The organism is Enterobacter sp. 120016 (genome assembly GCF_018383635.1).
GTDB lineage: Bacteria > Pseudomonadota > Gammaproteobacteria > Enterobacterales > Enterobacteriaceae > Enterobacter > Enterobacter asburiae_D.
Map to the genome: position 1 here is coordinate 129,857 of NZ_JAHAWC010000007.1, position 18,867 is coordinate 148,723.

The window sequence follows — 18,867 nt, forward strand, 5'->3', positions numbered from 1 at the left end:
TATGAAAGGATTCAAGGCGGTGGTTGTGTTTTATAGCATGGCTTTGGTATTGCAAGGATGTAATCATATCGCAAAAAGTAAGGATGCAATGATGGATAATAAAATTCAGACTAAAAAAAAGTGTTTTGGTCGTTATGAAGTAGAATTGCCTGATTATATGTTTATGCATAGTGGCAATTATTGGTTCGAGAATTTTTATTTGGAAATAGTGCGCTCTGTTAAAAAGGAGCGGTCTGGGATTGAAAAGGACTGGGAGCGATATGTTAAAAAGACAATCGCACCAGATATGCGTCAAGGGATGAGTTCTTTTGGAAGTAAAATAGCTCATCAGGATATGAAAAGTGACCCACGTGTCATTATGGAATATATAGAAACTACAAATGACGTTAGCTCCCTAAGTTCACTTTATTTATTTCGTACCTTTTATTTAAAGGAAATAAAGGAACGTAAGGAGTGGCTCGTTATAGACGGAAAAGGAATCCAGCTACAGCGGCCACTATCAGAAGATCAACTCCGCCAGCAGGTCCAGCGTAAGCTGGATGCTGAAATGGATGATATTAATAAAATCACCTACAAACCGTACCCTCACTATGCCCCCGGTTTCTGCCTGGATAACGAATATCACTACTATCCTGGGCGGCTCGAAAAGAACGAGTTCTATCACATGGTCTGGCACTCAAAGCGGGAAGGTTCAAAAACCTTCCTGTCAGTGGATGTGGAAAATTATCAAAAAGGACAGGAATCCAAACTCGAAAGCCGCGTCTCCAAGGGCAAACTCCTGCAGCTTTTCTTCCCGAGCACAACCGTCGAGGTGGGCGGTATGAAGGGCGAACTGTACACCAGCCGCGATAAAAGCAACCCGTCAGCCCGGGAGTTTCAGTGGATCCCCAGCCATGTGGAGACCGGAAATCATATGAAGCCGCTGATAAAGATCGCCGGCAGGTTTGACACCCGCGATCTGCCACCAGAATTGCGTGACAAGGTCAGCGGTGAAGAGCTGGCTATGTGGGTACTGGGAAGCATCAAGATGCGTAAAGGTGCTGATGAAGATATCCAGATGTTTGCTCAATAACGGGGCTGAAAATTTTCTGCTTAAAAGGGCGGTTCGGTATAGGTTCTCGAAAGGGGAGAAAAATGAATAGAAAATGGTCAGCGGTAATAATCTTAAGCGTTGCGGTGATGTTGCAAGGGTGTGGTCATATCGCAGAAGGAAAGGATTCTATGACGGAAAATAAACTATCGGTTCAGAAACACTGTTTTGGACGTTATGAAGTTGAACTGCCTGATTACATGTATATGTACAGTGGAAATTATAATTTTGATAATTTTTATCTCGATATGGTAACGGCGATAAGATCTGGTAATCCAACTCTAGAAAAAGATTGGGAGAAATATATAAAGGATACAATAGCACCAGATATGCGCAAGGATAGTATCGGCTACGGAAGTAAAATAGTACATCAGGATATGAAAAGTAATCCTCGTGTAATCGTAGAATATGTTAATACGACTAATGGCAATAGTTCATTGGCGAGATTGTATATGTTCAGTTCATTTTATTTAAAACATTTTCCTGAGAGAAATGAATGGCTTTTATTGAACGGCGGTTCTATCGAATTACCTCGCCCTCTGCCAGATGACCAACTCCGCCAGCAGGTTCAGCGTAAGCTTGACGCTCAGATGGATGACATTAATAAAATCATCTACAAACCTTACCCACACTTTGCACCTGGGTTCTGTCTGGATAATGAATACCACTACTATCCAGGACGTCTGGAAAAAAATGAATCCTATTCTATTTACTGGCACTCAAAGCGAGAAGGCTCAAAAACGTTCCTCTCGGTGGAAGTGAAAACCTATCTCAAAGGTGAAGAAGCTGACATGGAAAGCCGCGTCTCCAAGGGCAAACTCCTGCAGCTTTTCTTCCCGAGCACAACCGTTGAGGTGGGCGGTATGAAGGGCGAACTGTACACCAGCCGCGATAAAAGCAACCCGTCAGCCCGGGAGTTTCAGTGGATCCCGAGCCATGTGGAGACCGGAAATCATATGAAGCCGCTGATAAAGATCGCCGGCAGGTTTGACACCCGCGATCTGCCGCCAGAATTGCGGGACAAGGTCAGCGGTGAAGAGCTGGCTATGTGGGTACTGGAAAGCATTAAGATGCGTAAAGGTGCTGACGAAGATATCCAGATGTACGGTCATTAATCACGGTAAAGGCGCCGTTGAAGGCGGCGTCAAAAGGAGAATAAATGGAAAAGTCGTTCTGGCATTTACGTGATGAAGACCGCCTGGTACTTGAGCAGGGAAGGGAGAAAGCCGCTATTTTTAATGCCCTGCGGGATGTGATGAGGCGGGATGATATTCCTGCTCCGCCGTCAGGTCCAGAAGGGCTGTACTGGCTGGAGGAACAGGTGAAGCGTGCAAGCGCGCTTAACGTGCTGACCCGAGAAGGCTTTGCGCGGTTATTAACAATTTCACTGACCGGTGGAGACCCTTTCTGGCGACAGGAGGAAGTACAAACGCTGTTGAGCAAAGGAGAGGCAGGCTCGGAAAAATGGGCGGTGTTAGAAGAACTGGCCTCACTGAACACGACTCCAGTCGCAGGCGGGCAACCGGTTAAAATCGACGTTACGCAAAATACGCTTTATAGGCTGTGCGAGGCGGGTCTGCCCTTATGGGTTATTGTTGATAACGCCCTTGATGCTTCAGTCCAGGGAATGGCCGATGCATTAGAGGTAGCGAATTACTCGCTGTTTCGTGCGGATGAGCAAGCGCTGGCTGTCAAAGGGCCGTGGTTGCTGGCAGCATGGACCAAGCCGAGGCTGATTCAATACATACTCTCAAGGCCGGAGTATGGTTTTAACGCGCTTTGGCTGGTGGCAGATGTGGAGGATCCCGAGCAGCTGATCCGTCATCTCCAGGGATTACTCTATATAAAGGAAGAGGGTGGGGCATCGAATCGGTTCCGTTTTTATGATCCACGGGTGTTTAACCATTGGCTGCATAACCTGGCCGCTATTCGTCTTGACGATTTTTTTGGCCCGGTGCAAATGTGGATAAGCCCGGATCCGAATCCGCTTATGACGGCGCAGCGTGCATTTCAGTATAAATTGCTAGACGGACATTTGAATTGTTGTGAACTCGCTTTGCAACGCTGTCTAAATGACGAGCAATAATATAGATGTCATAAATTCCATCTGATGAATTTAAGTAAAAAAGAGCTTTATTATTTTCCACGCTTATATTTGATAAAAAATGGAAAGTTTTTTCCATGAGGAAGATTCTTTCTTCATGATTTTTTACATTTTATGAATGCATGAGAAATTTATTGCTAACTGACCATGGTACTTTTTTCCAGAGACGTTGTGCTCTACGGAATGTTGAGCGATCTCTGAAGGAGTGAAAATAAACAGGATATTTGTTTTCACAAAGTCGATGGTTATTTTTCAAAGGAAATTGAAATGCCAACTCCATGTTATATCTCAATCCAGGGGAAAACCCAGGGCAACATCACCTCCGGCGCGTTCACGTCTGACTCTGTCGGTAACATCTATGTTCAGGGGCACGAGGATCAGATGCTGGTGCAGGAATTTGAACATGTCGTAACGGTTCCGACTGATCCACAGTCAGGCCAGCCATCAGGTCAGCGCGCGCATAAACCGTTTAGATTCACCGTTGCACTGAACAAAGCGGTTCCTCTTCTTTATAACGCACTGGCTTCAGGTGAGATGCTGCCTAAAGTTGAAATGAAATGGTACCGCACGTCAATTGAAGGGAAGCAGGAACACTTTTTCTCAACCATCCTGGATGACGCGACCATTGTGGATATCGACTGCCAGATGCCGCATTGTCAGGATCTGCAGAAGGCGGAGTTTACGCAACTGGTAAAAGTCTCTCTGGCTTACCGGAAGATTACCTGGGAACACACGGTATCAGGCACGTCTGGTGCAGACGACTGGCGTGCACCAATCGAAGCGTAATACAAAGCGCGCGCAAGCGCGCTTATTGGCTAAGTGCTTAAAAGTGAGGCAGTTGCAGCTCTATTTTTAAGCTTTTAATGGCTTTTTGCTGTTTTTTTCCGCAGTTGATACAATGCGTCAAAATTGCCCTTGCGAAGGCCATTCGCTTTGGTTAGTATTCACACCCGCTTCAGTGGGAAACAAAAATCCTGCTAATTGGTCGAAGCATTGGTATGCGGCAAATCCGCAAGGAACAGGTTGATTATGTACGAAGCTCTTTTAGTTATTTTCCTTATTGTAGCCATCGCTCTCGTAGCGCTGATTATGCTGCAGCAAGGTAAAGGCGCTGATATGGGAGCCTCCTTCGGAGCAGGCGCTTCCGGTACGCTGTTTGGTTCAAGTGGTTCTGCGAACTTCATGACCCGCACAACGGCAATTCTGGCTACGCTGTTCTTCATCATCAGTCTGGTGCTTGGCAATATCAACAGCAATAAGACCAGCAAAGGAAGCGAGTGGGAAAATCTGAGCGCGCCAGCGAAAACTGAGCAGACTCAGCCAGCTGCACCGGCTAAGCCAACCAGCGATATCCCGCACTAAGTATTCTGTACCGAGGTGGTGGAATTGGTAGACACGCTACCTTGAGGTGGTAGTGCCCTAACGGGCTTGTGGGTTCGAGTCCCATCCTCGGTACCAATATTCCAGAAAAAAGACGTCGAAAGACGTCTTTTTTTTCGTCTGTAGACTGCGAGATCTCCGATCTTTTGTAGGGCGGGTAAGCGCATGCGCCACCCGCCATGTTGCCCGGTGGCGCTGCGCTTACCGGGCCTACGAAAATCAAAATAAAAAAGGCGCCCTGTGGGCGCCTTTTGCATGCTTTGCTACCGATTACTTCTTATCGCTGTGTTCCAGGTTCTCAACCTGCGGTAGGCCGTTACCGGAACTGGCGGAGAGCAGGCCATTCTCAACATAGTTGAACAGCTTCTCGCGGGTATCGGTGATGTCCAGATTACGCATGGTCAGCTGACCGATACGATCGTCCGGCGAGAACACGGACTCACCTTTCTCCATGGTCAGACGCTCTGCTTTATAGGTCAGGTTGTCAGACACGGTGTTCAGGATGGAGTAGTCGTTACCGCGGCGCAGTTCCAGCGTCACTTCACCGGTGATCGCGCTTGCCACCCAACGCTGCAGCGCATCGCGCAGCATCAGCGCCTGTGGATCGAACCAGCGGCCCTGATACAGCAGTTTACCCAGCTGACGGCCATGAGAGTGATACTGCTCAATGGTGTCTTCGTTGTGAATGCCGGTCAGCAGACGCTCATAAGCGATGTGCAGCAGGGCCATTCCCGGGGCTTCATAGATGCCACGGCTTTTCGCTTCGATGATGCGGTTTTCAATCTGATCGCTCATGCCCAGACCGTGACGACCGCCAATACGGTTAGCTTCCAGCATCAGCTCAACATCATCAGAGAAGGTTTTACCGTTCAGCGCAACCGGATGGCCGCGTTCGAAACGCACGGTCACTTCTTCAGCCTGGATTTTGACGTTCTCGTCCCAGAACTTCACGCCCATGATCGGGTTAACGATCTTCACGCTGGAGTTCAGGAATTCCAGGTCTTTCGCTTCGTGCGTCGCACCCAGCATGTTGGAGTCGGTGGAATAGGCTTTCTCGACTGACATCTTATAGTCGAAACCGCAGGCGATCATAAACTCGGACATCTCATGGCGGCCACCCAGCTCGTCGATGAAGTCGGTGTCCAGCCACGGCTTGTAGATCTGCAGTTCGGCGTTGGTCAGCAGGCCATAACGATAGAAACGTTCAATATCGTTACCTTTATAGGTGCTACCGTCACCCCAGATATTGACGCCGTCTTCTTTCATCGCCGCAACCAGCATAGTGCCGGTGACCGCACGGCCCAGCGGGGTGGTGTTGAAATAGGTCAGGCCGCCGGTGGTGTTATGGAACGCACCACACTGAATAGCCGCGATACCTTCAGCGACCAGTTGCTTACGGCAGTCAATCAGGCGCGCGTTCTCTGCACCATACTCTTTAGCGCGACGAGGAATGGCATCATAGTCGTCCTCATCCGGCTGACCCAGGTTCGCAGTATAGGCATACGGAACCGCTCCCTTCTGGCGCATCCACAGCAGTGCAGCGCTGGTATCCAGGCCACCTGAGAAAGCGATGCCAATACGTTGTCCAACCGGAAGATGCTTGAGAATCGTCGTCATAGAATAAAACCCTGCTTGATTGACTGATTAGAGACCGCTTTCGCTCTCTTGTGCATTTTTATGCAAAATAAGTGAGTATTCATTTAATCATCTTTTGGCGAAGACCGGAAGAGAGTCGTGCGTTTTTTGTAAAAATTTTGGTCTGATCGCTCTGGCGGAAGTTGGGTTGACAGGTGGGGTCAACTATCAATATACTAAACGCCGATTTTACGTCCCGTCTTCGGTACCAAATCCCAGCATTATTTGCAAATTCTGTCCAAAACGCGTAGAATTTGCCACGTTTCAGGCGCGGGGTGGAGCAGCCTGGTAGCTCGTCGGGCTCATAACCCGAAGGTCGTCGGTTCAAATCCGGCCCCCGCAACCACTTTCCCATAAAGTTCTTTTTCAAATATACTGTGAAGACTTAGAGCCTTCGTAGCTGGATTTGAAAAAATTCTTTCGGAAAGTGCTCCAGGCCACAGTTGTGGCTATAGGGTTCAGTTATCTAAAGCCCCGATTTATCGGGGTTTTTTGTTATCTGACTACAGAATAACTGGGCTTTACGCCCTTTTTTTATGTCTTGGGGGTGGGCTTGTCCACATTAGAGCAAAAATTAACAGAGATGATTACTGCACCGGTCGAAGCACTGGGCTACGAACTGGTCGGCATCGAATTCGTTCGCGGCCGTACATCGACGCTGCGCATCTATATTGATAGTGAAGATGGCATCAATGTTGATGATTGTGCTGATGTTAGCCACCAGGTGAGTGCGGTTCTTGATGTTGAAGACCCGATTACCGTTGCGTACAACCTGGAAGTTTCCTCACCTGGCCTCGATCGCCCGATGTTCACGGCCGAGCACTATGTGCGCTTTACCGGTGAAGAAGTGGCTCTCGTTCTGCGTATGGCCGTACAGAACCGCCGTAAATGGCAGGGAATTATCAAAGCCGTTGATGGTGAAATGATCACGGTGACAGTCGACGGCAAAGATGAAGTGTTCGCGCTGAGTAATATCCAGAAGGCGAACCTGGTTCCCCACTTTTAACAGTCTGGATTGAGGTGAAAAGCCCGCGATGAACAAAGAAATTTTGGCTGTTGTTGAAGCCGTCTCCAACGAGAAATCACTGCCGCGTGAGAAGATTTTCGAAGCGCTGGAAAGTGCACTGGCTACAGCAACCAAGAAAAAATACGAACAAGAGATCGATGTTCGCGTAGAAATCGATCGTAAAAGCGGTGACTTCGATACATTCCGTCGTTGGGTAATCGTTGAAGAAGTGACCCAGCCGACCAAAGAGATCACGCTGGAAGCCGCCCGTTTTGAAGACGAAAGTCTGAACGTAGGCGAGTACGTTGAAGATCAGATTGAATCTGTCACCTTCGACCGTATCACGACCCAGACCGCTAAACAGGTTATCGTGCAGAAAGTTCGCGAAGCCGAGCGCGCGCTTGTTGTCGATCAGTTCCGCGATCAGGAAGGCGAGATCATCACCGGTGTGGTGAAGAAAGTGAACCGCGACAACATCTCCCTGGAGATCAAATCCGAAGGGTTGCCGGGTAACGCTGAAGCCGTGATCCTGCGTGAAGATATGCTGCCGCGTGAAAACTTCCGTCCAGGCGACCGTATCCGCGGCGTTCTGTACGCCGTTCGCCCTGAAGCGCGTGGTGCACAGCTGTTCGTGACCCGTTCTAAACCAGAAATGCTGGTAGAACTGTTCCGTATCGAAGTACCGGAAATCGGTGAAGAAGTTATCGAGATTAAAGCGGCAGCTCGCGATCCGGGCTCCCGTGCGAAAATTGCGGTGAAAACCAACGACAAGCGTATCGACCCGGTCGGTGCTTGCGTCGGTATGCGCGGTGCGCGTGTCCAGGCAGTTTCTACTGAGCTGGGCGGCGAACGTATTGATATCGTTCTGTGGGATGACAATCCGGCGCAGTTCGTGATCAACGCAATGGCTCCAGCTGATGTGGCGTCTATCGTTGTTGACGAAGACAAACACACCATGGATATCGCTGTTGAAGCGGGCAACCTGGCGCAGGCAATCGGTCGTAACGGCCAGAACGTACGCCTGGCGTCACAACTGAGCGGCTGGGAACTCAACGTTATGACCGTTGATGACCTGCAGGCTAAGCATCAGGCTGAAGCCCATGCGGCGATCGATACCTTCACTAAATACCTGGATATTGACGAAGACTTCGCCACTGTTCTGGTTGAAGAAGGTTTCTCTACGCTGGAAGAACTGGCCTATGTGCCAATGAAAGAGCTGCTGGAAATTGACGGTCTGGATGAACAGACTGTTGAAGCCCTGCGTGAACGCGCTAAAAACGCACTGACCACCCTGGCGCTGGCTCAGGAAGAAAGCCTTGGCGATAAGAAGCCGGCTGATGACCTGCTGAATCTGGAAGGTCTTGATCGTGCGATTGCGTTCAAGCTGGCTGCCCGTGGTGTTTGTACGCTGGAAGATCTCGCTGAGCAAGGCGTTGATGACCTGGCTGATATCGAAGGTTTAACCGACGAGAAAGCCGGCGAGCTCATCATGGCCGCACGTAATATTTGCTGGTTCGGCGACGAAGCGTAATAAACTGTAGCAGGAAGGAACAGCATGACTGATGTAACTGTAAAATCGCTGGCTGCTGAGATTCAGACCTCCGTGGACCGCCTGGTACAGCAATTTGCTGATGCAGGGATCCCGAAGTCCGCTGATGACTCGGTGACCGCGCAAGAAAAACAAACCTTGTTAACGCACCTGAACCGTGAACACGGCTCTACGCCTGACAAGTTAACGCTGCAGCGCAAAACGCGTAGCACGTTAAACATCCCTGGTACTGGTGGCAAAAGCAAATCGGTACAAATTGAAGTCCGCAAGACGCGCACCTTTGTAAAACGTGATCCGCAAGAGGCAGAACGCCTTGCCGCGGAAGAGCAGGCACAGCGTGAAGCGGAAGAACAAGCTCAGCGTGAGGCGGAAGCAACCGCCAAACGTGAAGCAGAATTAAAAGCTGAACGTGAGGCCGCAGAAAAAGCGAAACGCGACGCAAGTGATAAAGTGAAGCGTGACGCTGCGGAAAAAGACAAAGTGAGCAATCAACAGACAGACGAAATGACCAAAACCGCCCAGGCTGAAAAAGCCCGCCGTGAAAATGAAGCTGCCGAGCTGAAGCGTAAAGCGGAAGAAGAAGCCCGCCGTAAGCTGGAAGAAGAAGCTCGCCGCGTCGCCGAAGAAGCGCGCCGTATGGCAGAAGAAAACGAGAAGAACGGTGTGAATACCGCTGAGCCGACTGAAGACACCAGCGATTATCACGTGACCACTTCTCAGCACGCACGTCAGGCTGAAGACGACAACGACCGTGAAGTTGAAGGTGGTCGTGGTCGTACTCGCAGTACTAAAGCTGCGCGCCCTGCGAAAAAAGGCAACAAGCACGCTGAATCCAAAGCTGACCGTGAAGAAGCACGCGCTGCCGTTCGCGGTGGTAAAGGCGGTAAGCGTAAAGGTTCCGCTCTGCAGCAGAGCTTCCAGAAGCCTGCCCAGGCCGTAAACCGTGACGTCGTGATCGGCGAAACCATCACCGTTGGCGATCTGGCGAACAAGATGGCGGTTAAAGGCTCTCAGGTCATCAAAGCGATGATGAAGCTGGGCGCCATGGCAACCATCAACCAGGTCATCGATCAGGAAACCGCACAGCTGGTTGCTGAAGAGATGGGCCACAAAGTTATCCTGCGTCGTGAAAACGAGCTGGAAGAAGCAGTAATGAGCGACCGTGACACAGGCGCTGCGGCTGAACCGCGTGCACCTGTTGTGACCATCATGGGTCACGTTGACCACGGTAAAACCTCTCTGCTTGACTACATTCGTTCTACTAAGGTTGCCTCTGGTGAAGCGGGTGGTATTACCCAGCACATCGGTGCTTACCACGTAGAAACCGAAAACGGCATGATCACCTTCCTGGATACCCCAGGCCACGCAGCGTTTACCTCAATGCGTGCTCGTGGTGCTCAGGCTACGGATATCGTTGTACTGGTTGTTGCAGCAGACGACGGCGTGATGCCACAGACCATCGAAGCTATCCAGCACGCGAAAGCGGCGCAGGTGCCTCTGGTTGTTGCGGTCAACAAAATCGATAAGCCAGAAGCCGATATGGACCGCGTGAAGAACGAACTGTCTCAGTACGGCGTTATGCCGGAAGAGTGGGGCGGTGAAGCGCAGTTCATCCCTGTATCTGCTAAAGCGGGTACCGGTATTGACGACCTGCTGAACGCGATCCTGCTGCAGGCTGAAGTTCTGGAGCTGAAAGCGATCCGTAATGGTATGGCGAGCGGCGCGGTGATCGAATCCTTCCTGGATAAAGGTCGTGGTCCGGTTGCAACCGTTCTGGTTCGTGAAGGTACCCTGAACAAGGGCGACATCGTTCTGTGTGGCTTCGAATACGGCCGCGTTCGTGCGATGCGTAACGAACTGGGTCAGGAAGTTCTGGAAGCGGGTCCGTCCATTCCTGTGGAAATCCTGGGTCTGTCCGGTGTTCCGGCTGCCGGTGACGAAGTGACCGTTGTGCGTGACGAGAAGAAAGCGCGTGAAGTGGCACTGTATCGTCAGGGCAAATTCCGTGAAGTTAAACTGGCTCGTCAGCAGAAATCTAAACTCGAGAACATGTTTGCCAACATGACCGAGGGCGAAGTTCACGAAGTGAACATCGTTCTGAAAGCTGACGTTCAGGGTTCTGTGGAAGCGATCTCCGACTCCTTGCTGAAACTGTCTACCGACGAAGTGAAAGTGAAGATCATCGGTTCTGGCGTAGGTGGTATCACCGAAACCGACGCGACCTTGGCTGCTGCCTCCAACGCTATCCTGGTTGGCTTCAACGTTCGTGCGGATGCATCTGCGCGTAAAGTAATTGAAGCCGAAAGCCTGGATCTGCGTTACTACTCCGTCATCTATAACCTGATCGACGAAGTGAAAGCAGCGATGAGCGGCATGCTGTCTCCTGAGCTGAAACAGCAGATCATCGGTCTGGCTGAAGTACGTGACGTGTTCAAATCACCGAAATTCGGTGCGATCGCGGGCTGTATGGTTACCGAAGGTAACATCAAGCGTCACAACCCAATCCGCGTACTGCGTGACAACGTGGTTATCTACGAAGGCGAGCTGGAATCCCTGCGCCGCTTCAAAGATGACGTTAACGAAGTCCGTAACGGCATGGAATGTGGTATCGGCGTGAAGAACTACAACGACGTTCGCGTTGGCGATATGATCGAAGTGTTCGAGATCATCGAAATTCAGCGTACCATCGCTTAATTACCGATTGTGAGCCGGGATCGCCTCGCGCCACCCGGCAATAATTTTAAAAGGGGCTTTTAGCCCCTTTTTTGTCTGGAGAATTTATTATGGCGAAAGAATTTGGTCGCCCTCAGCGCGTAGCGCAGGAAATGCAGAAAGAGATCGCACTCATTCTGCAACGTGAAATTAAAGACCCGCGCGTCGGCATGATGACCACCGTTTCCGGTGTCGAAATGTCCCGCGATCTGGCGTATGCAAAAGTGTTCGTCACCTTCCTGAACGATCAGGACGAAGCGGCAGTAAAAAATGGCATTAAAGCGCTGCAGGAAGCCTCTGGCTTCATCCGCTCCCTGCTTGGCAAAGCGATGCGCCTGCGTATCGTGCCTGAACTGACCTTCTTCTACGACAACTCGCTGGTCGAAGGTATGCGTATGTCCAACCTGGTGACCAGCGTGGTGAAACATGACGACGAGCGTCGTGTTAACCCGGCGGACGACAGCAAGGAGGACTGATGAGTCGTCCTCGTCGTCGCGGTCGCGACGTGCACGGTGTGCTGCTGCTGGATAAACCCCAGGGCGCTTCCAGCAACGACGTGCTGCAAAAAGTTAAGCGTATTTATAACGCCAACCGTGCGGGCCACACCGGCGCGCTGGATCCGCTGGCAACCGGCATGCTGCCGGTCTGCCTCGGAGAGGCGACAAAGTTTTCCCAGTACCTGCTCGACTCCGATAAGCGTTACCGCGTTATCGCTAAACTGGGCCAGCGCACGGACACCTCCGACGCGGATGGCCAGGTGGTGGAAGAGCGCCCGGTGACCTTCAGCGCGGAACAGCTTGATGCCGCGCTGGAAGGCTTCCGTGGTGACACGATGCAGGTGCCGTCGATGTATTCTGCGCTGAAATATCAGGGCAAGAAGCTCTACGAATATGCGCGCCAGGGCATTGACGTCCCGCGTGAAGCCCGTCCGATAACCGTGTACGAGCTGCTGTTTATTCGCCATGAAGGTGATGAGCTTGAGCTGGAAGTGCACTGTTCGAAAGGGACCTATATTCGCACCATCATCGACGACCTCGGTGAAAAGCTGGGCTGCGGCGCGCATGTGATCTACCTGCGTCGTCTGGCGGTGAGCAAGTACCCGGTGGAGCGGATGGTGACCCTGGAACATCTGCGCGAGCTGGTTGAACAGGCGGAAGCGCAGGGGATCGCGCCGGCAGATTTGCTGGATCCATTGCTGATGCCGATGGACAGTCCGGCAGCGGACTTCCCGGTTGTTAATCTTCCTTTAACATCGTCCGTTTACTTTAAGAACGGCAATCCGGTTCGTACGGCACAAGCGCCGCTGGAAGGGCTGGTACGCGTGACCGAAGGTGACGAAGGGAAATTCATCGGTATGGGCGAAATGGACGGCGAAGGGCGCGTTGCGCCGCGTCGTCTGGTCGTCGAATATCCGGTCGACGCGTGACGGTGATAACGGCTCACCTTGCGATAAGCAGGGGAGACGAGTAGAATATCGCCGCTTAACGCCTGGTAAATTGTTTAACAATCTGCGGGGCGTACATTGGATTGCTGAATTAGAGATCGGCATCCTTACATTCTTTATACTTTGGAGTTTGAAAATGTCTCTAAGCGTTGAAGCTAAAGCTAAAATCGTTTCTGAGTTTGGTCGTGGTACTAACGACAGCGGTTCTACCGAAGTTCAGGTTGCACTGCTGACTGCACAGATTAACCACCTGCAGGGTCACTTTGCAGAGCACAAAAAAGATCACCACAGCCGTCGTGGTCTGCTGCGTATGGTTTCTCAGCGTCGTAAACTGCTCGACTACCTGAAACGTAAAGATGTTGCACGCTACACCGCGCTGATCGAGCGTCTGGGTCTGCGTCGCTAAGTCTTGCGAGTTTCAGAAAAGGGGGCCTGATGGCCCCTTTTTTCAACCAGACGGCAGCAATTCACTGGAAACTATTGTATTGTTGCTATAAATGATCTTCATTGCAGAGGTTCGCGCGGCTAATGAGAGGCTTCACCCATGGGGGTGTTGGTTGTCATTAGTCGCGAGGATGCGAAGAAGGTCGGGTTAAATCGACAGCACACCGGTGGTGTGCTGTCAAACATTTAAGAAAGGACAGAACTTTGCTGAATCCGATCGTTCGTAAATTCCAGTATGGTCAACATACCGTCACGCTGGAAACCGGCATGATGGCACGTCAGGCTACTGCTGCCGTTATGGTAAGCATGGATGACACTGCGGTATTCGTTACCGTTGTTGGCCAGAAAAAAGCTAAACCAGGTCAGGACTTCTTCCCGCTGACCGTTAACTACCAGGAGCGTACCTACGCTGCCGGTAAAATCCCGGGTGGTTTCTTCCGTCGTGAAGGCCGTCCAAGCGAAGGCGAAACCCTGATTGCGCGTCTGATTGACCGCCCGGTTCGTCCGCTGTTCCCGGAAGGCTTCGTTAACGAAGTACAGGTTATCGCGACCGTTGTTTCCGTTAACCCACAGGTTAACCCGGACATCGTTGCCATGATCGGCGCATCCGCTGCCCTGTCACTGTCTGGTATTCCATTCAATGGCCCAATCGGTGCCGCGCGCGTTGGCTACATCAACGACCAGTACGTGCTGAACCCAACTCAGGAAGAGCTGAAAGAAAGTAAGCTGGATCTGGTTGTTGCGGGTACTGAAGCCGCTGTGCTGATGGTTGAATCCGAAGCAGAACTGCTGAGCGAAGACCAGATGCTGGGCGCCGTGGTATTTGGCCACGAGCAGCAGCAGATCGTTATCCAGAACATCAACGACCTGGTGAAAGAAGCCGGTAAACCACGTTGGGACTGGCAGCCAGAAGCGGCAAACGACGCGCTGAACGCACGCGTTGCAGCCCTGGCAGAATCTCGTCTGAGCGATGCATACCGCATCACTGACAAACAGGAGCGTTACGCTCAGGTTGACGTGATCAAGTCTGAAACTATCGCGACGCTGGTTGCTGAAGACGAAGCGCTGGACGCTAACGAACTGAGCGACATTCTGCACGCTATCGAGAAAAACGTTGTTCGTAGCCGCGTACTGGCAGGCGAGCCGCGTATCGATGGCCGCGAAAAAGACATGATCCGTGGTCTGGATGTGCGTACTGGCGTACTGCCACGTACTCACGGTTCCGCGCTGTTCACCCGTGGCGAAACGCAGGCGCTGGTTACCGCGACCCTGGGTACCGCACGTGATGCACAGAACATCGACGAACTGATGGGCGAGCGTACTGACAGCTTCCTGTTCCACTACAACTTCCCTCCGTACTCCGTAGGTGAGACCGGTATGGTTGGCTCGCCGAAGCGTCGTGAAATTGGTCACGGTCGTCTGGCGAAGCGCGGCGTGCTGGCAGTGATGCCAGAAGCTGATAAATTCCCGTACACCGTTCGTGTGGTTTCTGAAATCACCGAATCCAACGGTTCCTCTTCCATGGCTTCCGTGTGTGGTGCTTCTCTGGCGCTGATGGATGCAGGCGTGCCGATCAAAGCCGCCGTTGCGGGTATCGCAATGGGCCTGGTGAAAGAAGGCGACAACTTCGTTGTTCTGTCTGACATTCTGGGTGACGAAGACCACCTGGGTGATATGGACTTCAAAGTAGCGGGTTCCCGCGAAGGTATCTCTGCGCTGCAGATGGATATCAAAATTGAAGGTATCACCAAAGAGATCATGCAGGTTGCTCTGAACCAGGCTAAAGGTGCGCGTCTGCACATCCTGGGCGTGATGGAACAGGCGATTAACGCGCCGCGTGGCGACATTTCTCAGTTCGCTCCACGTATCCACACCATCAAGATCAATCCAGACAAGATCAAAGATGTTATCGGTAAGGGCGGTTCCGTAATCCGTGCGCTGACCGAAGAGACTGGCACCACGATCGAAATCGAAGATGACGGTACTGTGAAGATCGCAGCAACCGACGGCGAGAAAGCGAAATTCGCTATCCGTCGCATCGAAGAAATCACTGCAGAGATCGAAGTGGGCCGCGTCTACGCAGGTAAAGTGACCCGTATCGTTGACTTTGGCGCGTTCGTTGCCATCGGTGGCGGTAAAGAAGGTCTGGTTCACATCTCTCAGATCGCTGACAAGCGCGTTGAGAAAGTGACCGATTACCTGCAGATGGGTCAGGAAGTCCCGGTGAAAGTTCTGGAAGTTGATCGCCAGGGCCGTATCCGTCTGAGCATTAAAGAAGCAACCGAGCAGTCTCAGCCAGCTGCTGCGCCAGAAGCACAGGCAGCAGAACAGCAAGGCGAGTAAGTTGCCATTTGCCCTCCGCTTTGCGGAGGGCCTATTATCAGGCAGGACGCCTTGTTAAGCCGCCGGGGGACAGGACGTTCATCCAATAGTTGTCTTCGGGAGTGGGAAATGAAGCCTTTTTTGCGCTGGTGTTTCGTTGCGACAGCTTTAACGCTGGCAGGATGCAGCAACTCTGCCTGGCGTAAGAGCGAAGTCCTCGCAGTGCCATTGCAACCGACTTTGCAGCAGGAAGTGATTCTGGCACGCATGGAACAAATTCTTGCCAGTCGGGCTTTAACCGATGAAGAACGCGCACAGCTTTTATATGAGCGCGGAGTGTTGTATGATAGTCTCGGTCTGAGGGCATTGGCGCGAAATGATTTTTCACAAGCGCTGGCTATCCGACCTGATATGCCTGAAGTATTCAATTACTTAGGCATTTATTTAACGCAGGCAGGCAATTTTGATGCTGCCTATGAAGCGTTTGATTCTGTACTTGAGCTTGATCCAACTTACAACTACGCGCACTTGAATCGCGGTATCGCATTGTATTACGGCGGTCGTGATAAGTTAGCGCAAGATGATCTGCTGGCGTTTTATCAAGACGATCCTAATGATCCTTTCCGTAGCCTGTGGCTTTACATCGTTGAGCGGAAGCTCGATGAGAAGCAGGCAAAAGAGGCACTGAAACAGCGCTTCGATAAATCGGACAAGGAACAGTGGGGATGGAACATTGTCGAGTTCTACCTGGGCAACATTAGCGAAGCAACGCTGATGGAACGCCTCAAGGCGGACGCAACGGATAACACCTCGCTCGCTGAGCATCTCAGTGAAACCAACTTCTATTTAGGTAAGTACTACCTAAGTCTGGGGGATATGGACAGCGCTACGGCACTGTTCAAATTAGCGGTTGCTAACAACGTACACAACTTCGTTGAGCACCGTTATGCATTGTTGGAATTATCGCTCTTGGGCCAGGAGCATGACGACCTGGCAGAATCGGACCAGCAATAGCTGACGACATAAACATCAGCCCGTAATCTTTTGATTGCCATCACCTTAACTGGTGAGGGCGTTGTTGTTCGTCAATACACCTACTTTGAGCCGGTTCACACTTTTCAATGAAAATTGCTAATCATTTTCACGATGAGCTAAGTAGACTGGCCGCCATTAATATCGAGGCACTTGTACTACATGGCTGAATTCGAAACCACTTTTGCAGATCTGGGCCTGAAGGCTCCTATCCTTGAAGCCCTTAACGATCTGGGTTACGAAAAACCATCTCCGATCCAGGCTGAGTGTATCCCACACCTGCTTTCTGGTCGTGACGTGCTGGGCATGGCCCAGACTGGTAGCGGTAAAACTGCAGCATTCTCGCTGCCGCTGCTGAACAACATTGATCCGGACCTGCGTGCACCGCAGATCCTCGTCCTGGCTCCAACCCGTGAACTGGCTGTTCAGGTTGCAGAAGCAATGACGGAATTCTCTAAACATATGCGCGGCGTAAACGTGGTAGCCCTGTACGGCGGCCAGCGTTATGACGTGCAGTTACGCGCCCTGCGCCAGGGCCCACAGATTGTTGTCGGTACGCCGGGCCGTCTGCTGGATCACCTGAAGCGCGGTACTCTGGACCTCTCTAAACTGAGCGGCCTGGTACTGGATGAAGCAGATGAAATGCTGCGTATGGGCTTCATCGAAGACGTCGAAACCATCATGGCGCAGATCCCAGACGGTCATCAGACCGCGCTGTTCTCTGCCACCATGCCAGAAGCGATTCGTCGTATCACCAAGCGCTTCATGAAAGATCCTCAGGAAGTGCGTATTCAGTCCAGCGTAACCACTCGCCCGGACATCAGCCAGAGCTACTGGTCTGTGTACGGCATGCGCAAAAACGAAGCGCTGGTACGTTTCCTGGAAGCGGAAGATTTTGATGCGGCGATTATCTTCGTGCGTACCAAAAACGCGACTCTGGAAGTGGCTGAAGCCCTGGAGCGTAGCGGCTACAACAGCGCAGCGCTGAACGGCGACATGAACCAGGCCCTGCGTGAGCAGACTCTGGAGCGTCTGAAAGACGGTCGTCTGGATATCCTGATTGCAACCGACGTGGCAGCACGTGGTCTGGACGTTGAGCGTATCAGCCTGGTTGTGAACTACGACATCCCGATGGATTCCGAGTCTTACGTTCACCGTATCGGCCGTACCGGTCGTGCGGGTCGTGCTGGCCGCGCGCTGCTGTTCGTTGAGAACCGCGAGCGTCGTCTGCTGCGTAACATCGAACGCACCATGAAGCTGACCATTCCAGAAGCTGACCTGCCAAACGCAGATCTGCTGGGCAAACGCCGTCTGGAAAAATTCGCCGCGAAAGTACAGCAGCAGCTGGAAAGCAGCGATCTGGATCAGTACCGCGCGCTGCTGTCGCAGATTCAGCCTACCGCTGAAGGCGAAGAGCTGGACATGGAAACCCTGGCAGCAGCACTGCTGAAAATGGCTCAGGGCGAACGTAGCCTGATCGTGCCACCAGATGCGCCGATGCGTCCTAAGCGTGAATTCCGTGACCGTGACGATCGCTTCGAACGTCGTGGCGACCGTAATGACCGCAATGACCGTGGCCCACGTGGTGACCGTCCAGAGCGTGGTGGTGAAGACCGTCCACGTCGTGAACGTCGTGACGCGGGTGATATGGAACTGTACCGCATTGAAGTGGGCCGTGATGATGGCGTTGAAGTTCGTCACATCGTTGGCGCGATCGCTAACGAAGGCGATATCAGCAGCCGTTACATCGGTAACATCAAGCTGTTCGCATCCCACTCTACCATCGAGCTGCCAAAAGGCATGCCGGGCGAAGTGCTGCAGCACTTTACGCGTACCCGCATCCTGAACAAGCCGATGAACATGCAGCTGATGGGCGATGCACAGCCACGTCCAGACCGCGGTGGTGAGCGTCGTGGCGGTGGTCGCAGCTTCGGTGGCGAACGTCGTGAAGGCGGCCGCAGCGAAGGTCGCGGTGAACCACGTCGTTTCTCCGGCGAGCGTCGCGAAAACCGCGGCCCACGTCGTGACGAAGGCACCAGCCGTCGCCGTGACGCGTAAGCCTTACGCAACTGACGTAAAGTAAAATATACAGCCCCGATACACGCTATCGGGGCTTTTTTTATTCCTTTTGTACTCTTGTACTGGTACA

The 18,867-nt window shown here is 52.0% G+C and carries 16 protein-coding genes and 2 tRNA genes; 17 read left to right on the forward strand and 1 reads right to left on the reverse strand.

Annotated features, from left to right (window positions below; all coding sequences use genetic code 11):
- Position 1 precedes the first annotated feature (1 nt).
- From KIF87_RS12400 to KIF87_RS12425, 6 genes are all read left to right on the forward strand, one after another.
- A complete protein-coding gene (locus KIF87_RS12400; protein WP_249665888.1) occupies positions 2 to 1,072 on the forward strand; it encodes a hypothetical protein in 1,071 nt (356 codons plus the stop codon).
- A 62-nt stretch (positions 1,073 to 1,134) separates the two neighbouring features.
- Positions 1,135 to 2,205 carry a hypothetical protein gene (locus tag KIF87_RS12405; RefSeq protein WP_213328878.1) on the forward strand — a complete coding sequence of 357 codons (1,071 nt, stop codon included), beginning with the start codon at positions 1,135 to 1,137 and terminating at the stop codon, positions 2,203 to 2,205.
- A 44-nt stretch (positions 2,206 to 2,249) separates the two neighbouring features.
- Positions 2,250 to 3,176, forward strand: a complete 927-nt coding sequence (locus tag KIF87_RS12410) for a DUF4123 domain-containing protein (RefSeq protein WP_213328879.1) — start codon at positions 2,250 to 2,252, stop codon at positions 3,174 to 3,176.
- 285 nt (positions 3,177 to 3,461) lie between these two features.
- Positions 3,462 to 3,980 carry an Hcp family type VI secretion system effector gene (locus tag KIF87_RS12415; RefSeq protein ID WP_059354212.1) on the forward strand — a complete coding sequence of 173 codons (519 nt, stop codon included), beginning with the start codon at positions 3,462 to 3,464 and terminating at the stop codon, positions 3,978 to 3,980.
- 243 nt (positions 3,981 to 4,223) lie between these two features.
- On the forward strand, positions 4,224 to 4,556 hold the full coding sequence (gene secG / locus KIF87_RS12420) for a preprotein translocase subunit SecG (protein WP_023333590.1): 333 nt from the start codon (positions 4,224 to 4,226) through the stop codon (positions 4,554 to 4,556).
- A gap of 9 nt (positions 4,557 to 4,565) precedes the next feature.
- A tRNA-Leu gene (locus KIF87_RS12425) sits at positions 4,566 to 4,652 on the forward strand.
- A gap of 192 nt (positions 4,653 to 4,844) precedes the next feature.
- Here the strand turns inward: KIF87_RS12425 and argG are convergent.
- Complete coding sequence (gene argG / locus KIF87_RS12430) at positions 4,845 to 6,191, reverse strand: argininosuccinate synthase (RefSeq protein ID WP_024906366.1); 1,347 nt, start codon at positions 6,189 to 6,191, stop codon at positions 4,845 to 4,847.
- Positions 6,192 to 6,478: 287 nt separating this feature from the next.
- On the opposite strand from argG, the gene KIF87_RS12435 reads away from it, so the two are divergent.
- The 11 genes from KIF87_RS12435 to KIF87_RS12485 all read left to right on the forward strand — a co-directional run bounded on the left by KIF87_RS12435 (position 6,479) and on the right by KIF87_RS12485 (position 18,776).
- Positions 6,479 to 6,555, forward strand: a tRNA-Met gene (locus KIF87_RS12435).
- Between the two features lie 207 nt (positions 6,556 to 6,762).
- Positions 6,763 to 7,215: a ribosome maturation factor RimP gene (gene rimP, locus KIF87_RS12440; RefSeq protein ID WP_032639709.1), complete on the forward strand. Its 453-nt coding sequence runs from the start codon at positions 6,763 to 6,765 to the stop codon at positions 7,213 to 7,215.
- A gap of 28 nt (positions 7,216 to 7,243) precedes the next feature.
- The gene (nusA, locus tag KIF87_RS12445; protein WP_063143573.1) at positions 7,244 to 8,746 is read left to right on the forward strand and encodes a transcription termination factor NusA; all 1,503 of its coding nucleotides are present in this window, start codon (positions 7,244 to 7,246) and stop codon (positions 8,744 to 8,746) included.
- 24 nt (positions 8,747 to 8,770) lie between these two features.
- The gene (gene infB / locus KIF87_RS12450) at positions 8,771 to 11,458 is read left to right on the forward strand and encodes a translation initiation factor IF-2 (RefSeq protein WP_213328880.1); all 2,688 of its coding nucleotides are present in this window, start codon (positions 8,771 to 8,773) and stop codon (positions 11,456 to 11,458) included.
- A gap of 89 nt (positions 11,459 to 11,547) precedes the next feature.
- The gene (rbfA, locus tag KIF87_RS12455) at positions 11,548 to 11,952 is read left to right on the forward strand and encodes a 30S ribosome-binding factor RbfA (RefSeq protein ID WP_003024988.1); all 405 of its coding nucleotides are present in this window, start codon (positions 11,548 to 11,550) and stop codon (positions 11,950 to 11,952) included.
- The gene (gene truB / locus KIF87_RS12460) at positions 11,952 to 12,902 is read left to right on the forward strand and encodes a tRNA pseudouridine(55) synthase TruB (RefSeq protein ID WP_213328881.1); all 951 of its coding nucleotides are present in this window, start codon (positions 11,952 to 11,954) and stop codon (positions 12,900 to 12,902) included. The genes rbfA and truB overlap by 1 nt, the downstream gene beginning before the upstream one ends.
- 154 nt (positions 12,903 to 13,056) lie before the next feature.
- The gene (gene rpsO / locus KIF87_RS12465) at positions 13,057 to 13,326 is read left to right on the forward strand and encodes a 30S ribosomal protein S15 (RefSeq protein WP_003861789.1); all 270 of its coding nucleotides are present in this window, start codon (positions 13,057 to 13,059) and stop codon (positions 13,324 to 13,326) included.
- A gap of 242 nt (positions 13,327 to 13,568) precedes the next feature.
- Positions 13,569 to 15,707: a polyribonucleotide nucleotidyltransferase gene (gene pnp / locus KIF87_RS12470; RefSeq protein ID WP_121424759.1), complete on the forward strand. Its 2,139-nt coding sequence runs from the start codon at positions 13,569 to 13,571 to the stop codon at positions 15,705 to 15,707.
- Positions 15,708 to 15,815: 108 nt separating this feature from the next.
- On the forward strand, positions 15,816 to 16,700 hold the full coding sequence (gene nlpI, locus KIF87_RS12475) for a lipoprotein NlpI (RefSeq protein ID WP_023309331.1): 885 nt from the start codon (positions 15,816 to 15,818) through the stop codon (positions 16,698 to 16,700).
- Positions 16,701 to 16,807: 107 nt separating this feature from the next.
- Positions 16,808 to 16,888 (forward strand): protein YrbN, encoded by an 81-nt coding sequence (gene yrbN, locus KIF87_RS12480; protein WP_097397692.1) that lies wholly within the window; start codon positions 16,808 to 16,810, stop codon positions 16,886 to 16,888.
- Positions 16,881 to 18,776, forward strand: coding sequence for a DEAD/DEAH family ATP-dependent RNA helicase (locus tag KIF87_RS12485; protein ID WP_198886074.1), 1,896 nt, complete (start codon positions 16,881 to 16,883; stop codon positions 18,774 to 18,776). Before yrbN ends, KIF87_RS12485 begins: the two co-directional genes overlap by 8 nt.
- Positions 18,777 to 18,867 lie beyond the last annotated feature (91 nt).